Source organism: Nostoc cf. edaphicum LEGE 07299, from assembly GCF_015207245.1.
GTDB lineage: Bacteria > Cyanobacteriota > Cyanobacteriia > Cyanobacteriales > Nostocaceae > Nostoc > Nostoc edaphicum_B.
The window spans coordinates 1-5,472 of record NZ_JADEXF010000305.1; the positions used below are offsets into that span (position 1 = coordinate 1).

The 5,472-nt window shown below is 42.6% G+C and carries 2 protein-coding genes and 2 pseudogenes; 1 reads left to right on the forward strand and 3 read right to left on the reverse strand.

Going from position 1 to position 5,472, the window contains the following annotated elements; translation table 11 throughout:
* Window positions 1–97 precede the first annotated feature (97 nt).
* The gene (locus IQ229_RS11165) at window positions 98–1,342 is read right to left on the reverse strand and encodes an HhoA/HhoB/HtrA family serine endopeptidase (RefSeq protein ID WP_194043690.1); all 1,245 of its coding nucleotides are present in this window, start codon (window positions 1,340–1,342) and stop codon (window positions 98–100) included.
* A 287-nt stretch (window positions 1,343–1,629) separates the two neighbouring features.
* Between IQ229_RS11165 and dnaA the strand changes: the two genes are divergently transcribed.
* Window positions 1,630–3,012, forward strand: a complete 1,383-nt coding sequence (gene dnaA / locus IQ229_RS11170; RefSeq protein WP_194043692.1) for a chromosomal replication initiator protein DnaA — start codon at window positions 1,630–1,632, stop codon at window positions 3,010–3,012.
* Between the two features lie 869 nt (window positions 3,013–3,881).
* Here dnaA and IQ229_RS11175 read toward each other — a convergent pair.
* Both IQ229_RS11175 and IQ229_RS11180 read right to left on the reverse strand, forming a co-directional pair.
* Window positions 3,882–4,763 (reverse strand): annotated as a pseudogene (locus IQ229_RS11175) (IS4/Tn5 family transposase DNA-binding protein).
* A 431-nt stretch (window positions 4,764–5,194) separates the two neighbouring features.
* Window positions 5,195–5,472, reverse strand: a pseudogene (locus IQ229_RS11180) (isopropylmalate isomerase); the annotation flags it as partial.

Sequence of the window (5,472 nt, forward strand, 5' to 3'; positions counted from 1 at the left end):
GGGCATGGGGCATGGGGCATGGAGAGAGTGAAGTATGTCAGTTATTTTTCAAATGACCAATGACAAATGACCAATGACCAATGACAAATGACAAACATCATCCTTCACGTCTAACAGGCAAAGGAGCAGGTTGAACTGCTACTTGGACAATTTGCCCATTGCGTTCCACTTCTATAGGTAATTTAGTACCGATTTGGCTCTTTTCTACTAGTCTTTGTACTTCTTCAATTTTAGTAACAGGCTGGCTGTTAATACTTTTAATCACATCACCAACTTGTAGTCCAGCTACAGATGCAGGCGATCGCGGCACAATCTCAACCAGCAAAACGCCGTCATCTGCTGTAATATTTAAGCGATCGCCTGCGACTTTTTTGATTCTTTCTTTATTTTCTGGTGTCAGTGTCACCATCTGCACACCCAAATAAGGATGATCCACTTTACCTTTAGCGATTAATTCTTGGGCAATCCTTTGCACGGTGTTAATAGGTATAGCAAATCCCAAGCCTTGCGCGCCTCGGATAATCGCTGTATTCATTGCAATCACTTGACCACGAGCATTGAGCAATGGGCCGCCGGAATTACCAGGGTTAATCGCAGCATCCGTTTGGATGTAATCAACCCGCTTGTCACTAGCACCGATCTCGCTACTAGAACGCCCTGTGGCACTAATAATTCCAGATGTAACGGTATTATTCAAGCCTAACGGGTTGCCAATAGCTACTACTGCTTCTCCTGGTTGCAAAGTATCAGAATTACCCACAGCTAGGGTAGGCAGATTATTAGCGTCAATTTTAATCGCAGCCACATCAGTTACCGGATCTTCACCCAGTACTTTCCCATCAAAAGTTCGGCCATCTTTGAGTGTGACAGTCACTCTATCAGCACCATCTACCACATGGGCATTAGTCAAAATCTGCCCTGAAGAATTAATGATAAATCCAGAGCCACTACCGCGCTCTACCCTTTGTCTAGGCCGTGGGTTTCCCTCTCCAAAAAATCGCCGGAAAAATGGATCGTTGTTAAATTCGTCTGGTATGCGAGAAGTGATTGTTCGGGAAGAATCAATAAGAACTACCGCAGGTCCCACCTGTTGCACTACTTTCACTACAAAATTAGGATCTCCAGACGAAGAGAAAATCTGCGGGGGGACAATTACCGGATTCGGTTGTGTTGTGTTTTGGGCTTGAGTATCCCTTTGCTGATTATCAACAGTCTTAGCAGGTAGAAGAGAGCAGCTCCCCAGGAACACCACTGCTACCCCGTATGAGAGTATCCACAACCTTTGGGGTAAGCCCCTGGTTTCAATTTTTTTGGGCGCTGAGTGATGGTTTGTTATCTTCATGTGTCGTTGCTTCTCCGTGTCAATGAGAGTGCTGAGTTAAAAGTGCTGAGTGCTGAGGTTAAAAGACCGCTCATAATAAAGGGACGAGGCATATACTGAGTAATAAAGCTCTGATAAATTTTTGCTTTACTCAGCACTCAGCACGGGCTAAACGCCCCGCTACCGCTAACAGCACTCAGCACTCGATTTGGTTACAACTTAAAAGCTTATTTTAGGTCTAGCGTGTCTCAATGCTAAATTAGTGCTTTCTCTTCTATTGTGACGATTAACAGCAAAGGTGGTGGATAATGGAAATTCCCATAGAAAGTCTGTGGAGTGAGGTACTAGAGCGCCTAAAGCTTGAACTATCCCGACCTACCTTTGAAACTTGGATCAAAACTGCTAGTGCAGAGCGATTAGAAAATAATTGTTTGGTTATCCGCACTCCTAACCCATTCGCTCGTAATTGGTTACAGAAGTATTACATTAATACCATTGCTCATGTAGTACAAGATATTCTCGGTCATCCCGTAGGAATTTACATTACGGTTGCTCAAGGTGATGAAGTTTCTCATTTTAGTGAACGAGAGGTTGCTTGGGAATCACCAAATTCCAGCAGTATTTCTGAAGCTGTTCCCGATCGCAATCATAAAACTACTGACTTAAACTCTAAATATGTCTTTTCACGGTTTGTAGTTGGTGCTAATAATCGTATGGCTCATGCTGCTTCTTTGGCAGTTGCAGAATCTCCAGGTAAAGAGTTTAATCCTTTATTTTTATGCGGTGGTGTCGGCTTGGGTAAAACTCATTTGATGCAAGCTATTGGTCATTATCGCTATGCAATTTTTCCTAATTGTAAAATATTTTATGTTTCTACTGAGCAGTTTACTAATGATTTAATTACAGCCATCCGTAAGGATAGTATGCAAAGTTTCCGAGAGCATTACCGAGCGGCTGATGTTTTATTAGTCGATGATATTCAGTTTCTTGAAGGGAAGGAATATACCCAAGAGGAATTCTTTTATACTTTTAATACTCTACATGAAGCTGGTAAACAAGTTGTCATTGCTTCCGACCGTCCGCCTAACCAGATTCCTAGCTTGCAAGAACGTCTTTGTTCTCGGTTTTCTATGGGCTTAATTGCAGATATTCAAAAGCCGGATTTAGAAACGAGAATGGCAATTTTGCAGAAAAAAGCTGAGGATGAAAATCTTAGTCTTCCCCGCGATGTGATTGAGTATATTGCTTCTAACTATACTTCTAATATTCGAGAATTAGAAGGAGCTTTAATTCGGGCGGTGGCTTATATTTCTATTTGGGGTTTACCGATGACGGTGGAAAATATCACACCAGTTTTAGAACCCCCTAACGAAAAAATGGCAGCTACCCCAGAAGCAATTTTAAAGGTGGTGGCGGATAATTTTGATGTTTCAATAGATGACCTTAAAGGTAACTCACGACGAAGAGAGATTAGCTGGGCACGTCAATTAGGAATGTATCTCATGCGCCAACACACAGCTTTGAGTTTGCCGAGAATAGGCGAGGAATTTGGTGGTAAAGACCATACAACGGTAATCTATAGTTGCGATAAAATTACCCAACTTCAGGAGAGCGATCGCACCTTAGCACAAACTCTACGGGAATTGAGCGATCGCATCAATATGACTAGCCGTTCTCAAAAACCATCCTGAAGATTTATTTTAAGTTTTCCACAACCAGCAGTCTAAATTATGAGCTTTGACGGTTGAAGAATTAGTCAAGAATATTAAGTAACGTCTAAAAATTGATTAAATTTAACTTAGATTGTGGAAAAAACTGGGGAAAACTTGATATTCTACAGTCAAAACTTAATTAAGTATAATTACCTTGTGGAAAAACTTAAGTACTTTTCCACAAGTTTTCCACAAGGTAAGCTTGCCTAACTATAATTGCAATAGAAATTGTGGAGTTTTCTAGTAATCCGTTAAGTTTGCTGAGTTTGTAGTGAGCGCTTTAGCGCTCAAATCAAGGACTAAAGTCCTTACTACAAACTTATTCGCACATCAAAGAATAAATGGGATGAGTCGGATAACTGTTCGGTTTCGCAGCCTACCAAGCTATCCGACTCGGTTTTATATTCGGAGATTGTTACCAACCTCGCTGGAGTAGGTCTGGACTCTTCTTTGGTACGCCCGATGAATTCCCATTCATCAGTTCTGACAGCAGAAGAGTGCTGAGGGGAGCCGCAACCACAACCCGAAAACCCACGTTGTTGTTCCTATTGTCACGCGCGTTCCTGTTGCGATTGGCCGAGCAGCAGTTCCTCGGATTGTTGTTCCACGAACCACCACGCAGCAGCTGGAAATGCCTACCCCAACGTTAATCTTAACACAGCAGTATTCTGTGTTGAGTCGAATAGAGACGTAACCCCCAACCCCTTCCCTGCTAGCGTTCTATCCATTAGTCACATCTTTCTTAATATTGCTGTAAGTCAGACTCTGAGGGAATGATAGAAGTAAACAATGAGAGCATGATTGACTTGAGAGACAGAAAACGCACTAAACCTGAGTGCGATCGTTAACTACTTTGATGTCTTAGGAGAATCAGGATGGAGAAGTTTCCAAGTGGCGGCGATATCGTGTAATCGCCGCAGCCCACGCCAAATGGTTTTCACCCCAGGTTCACCATCACCTTTGCGACCTAAAAAGCCACCAAGATTGGCAATCATGCGTACTGCTTGGCGTAAAGATGGTGGCGTATGGGGTGGGATAGGATTTTTATTGATAGTGGCACATAAAGATTGCCATTCATTCGGTTCTAAAACTGTGTCACAAGGCAGGTCGGGATGAACTCGTGCTTCATAAGTCAGCCATAATAAACGCCATGCCACAATTGAGTAGGTGGCTAATGCCATATTTATGCGCTTTGAATTTCTTTTGGTATCAACGTTTGTGTTGCTGATAATCCATCTAACCAACGAAGACGAGTCTTTTTCTTGTGTTTCCCTTTGACGGCGTTTTTTTGCAATTCCTATATTTTCTGCTTCTCTCGACCAAACCTGTTGATTAATAATTCCCAGTGGTACTCCTTTAATTGTCGCTGCAAATGTTGAATGTACCTTTAAGCCTGATGATTTCCTGTGGTCGAGATAACCAAGACCACTGGTTGCTGGGTGGTCTGTTAAGTCTATATTTGTTGTGTCTTGAATTGCCAATATTACCTGATGTTCTTTGATTCTTTCGATTGTGCTTTTGATCTGGGCATTCCGAATATCTGATGGCTGAAAATATGGTGAATTCCAAAAATCATATGCTGCACTTGTCGCTGCTATATCTCCACAAGCTTGTGGTACGCTACTAGCTGGCTGGGATGCTAAGTCTTCCACAATACGTACTAGCCGTTTGTTTCTCCTCGCATCCCCTAAGTCTGCTTGTTGTAATTCTGACTCTGCCCATTTTTGCATGATGCGTCATCACCCACAACTATACTTTCCCTCAAAACTATACCCATCAACCGTTTCGGTCTAATCTTAAGTATTTTGTCTGTTTGTTAAGAAAGATCCGGGTAATGGATAGCTTCTTGAGGAGAGGGATGTCCGATAGGACAGGGTGAGGTTTAGAAGGACTTTTGGGTAATCAGATAACTTGTGTGTACACAGTAAGCCTTCTAGGGGAGAGGTCACACAATACGATTTGGTTAAGGTTTTTTGATGAAAATTCTAGATCGCAAAGATGCGATAAATCGCCGTCAACACGAAAGACTGATTAGTATAGAGATAGGATTCATTGCGTCTCTTGGCTTAACCGAACAGTATTTAGAGACCACGCAGGAATCACAAGTAATTTACCGAAGACGATATCATTCCCTGGCTGACAGGCAGGGAATGAGAAAATGCTAACTCGCGGCTAAATTACCCCAACCAACGTAGGGTAATTTTGTAGCTGTTGCCCGAACTTGGTCAGCGTTAGCTACTAACTGACCGCAAGCGTCCCAAGTTCCAGAAATAAATGTCCTTCTTGTACCTTCACCGATCGCAACTGGGGCTGTGTAATCGCCAATTTGCACTTGCAAGGTTTCCAGATTTACTGTCACGGTGGCTTGAGGATTGGCAGCGACTAACTCTTGCAGTTCTTTAACAGTAACAGCGTCGGCTGTCACACAAGGTATGCCCT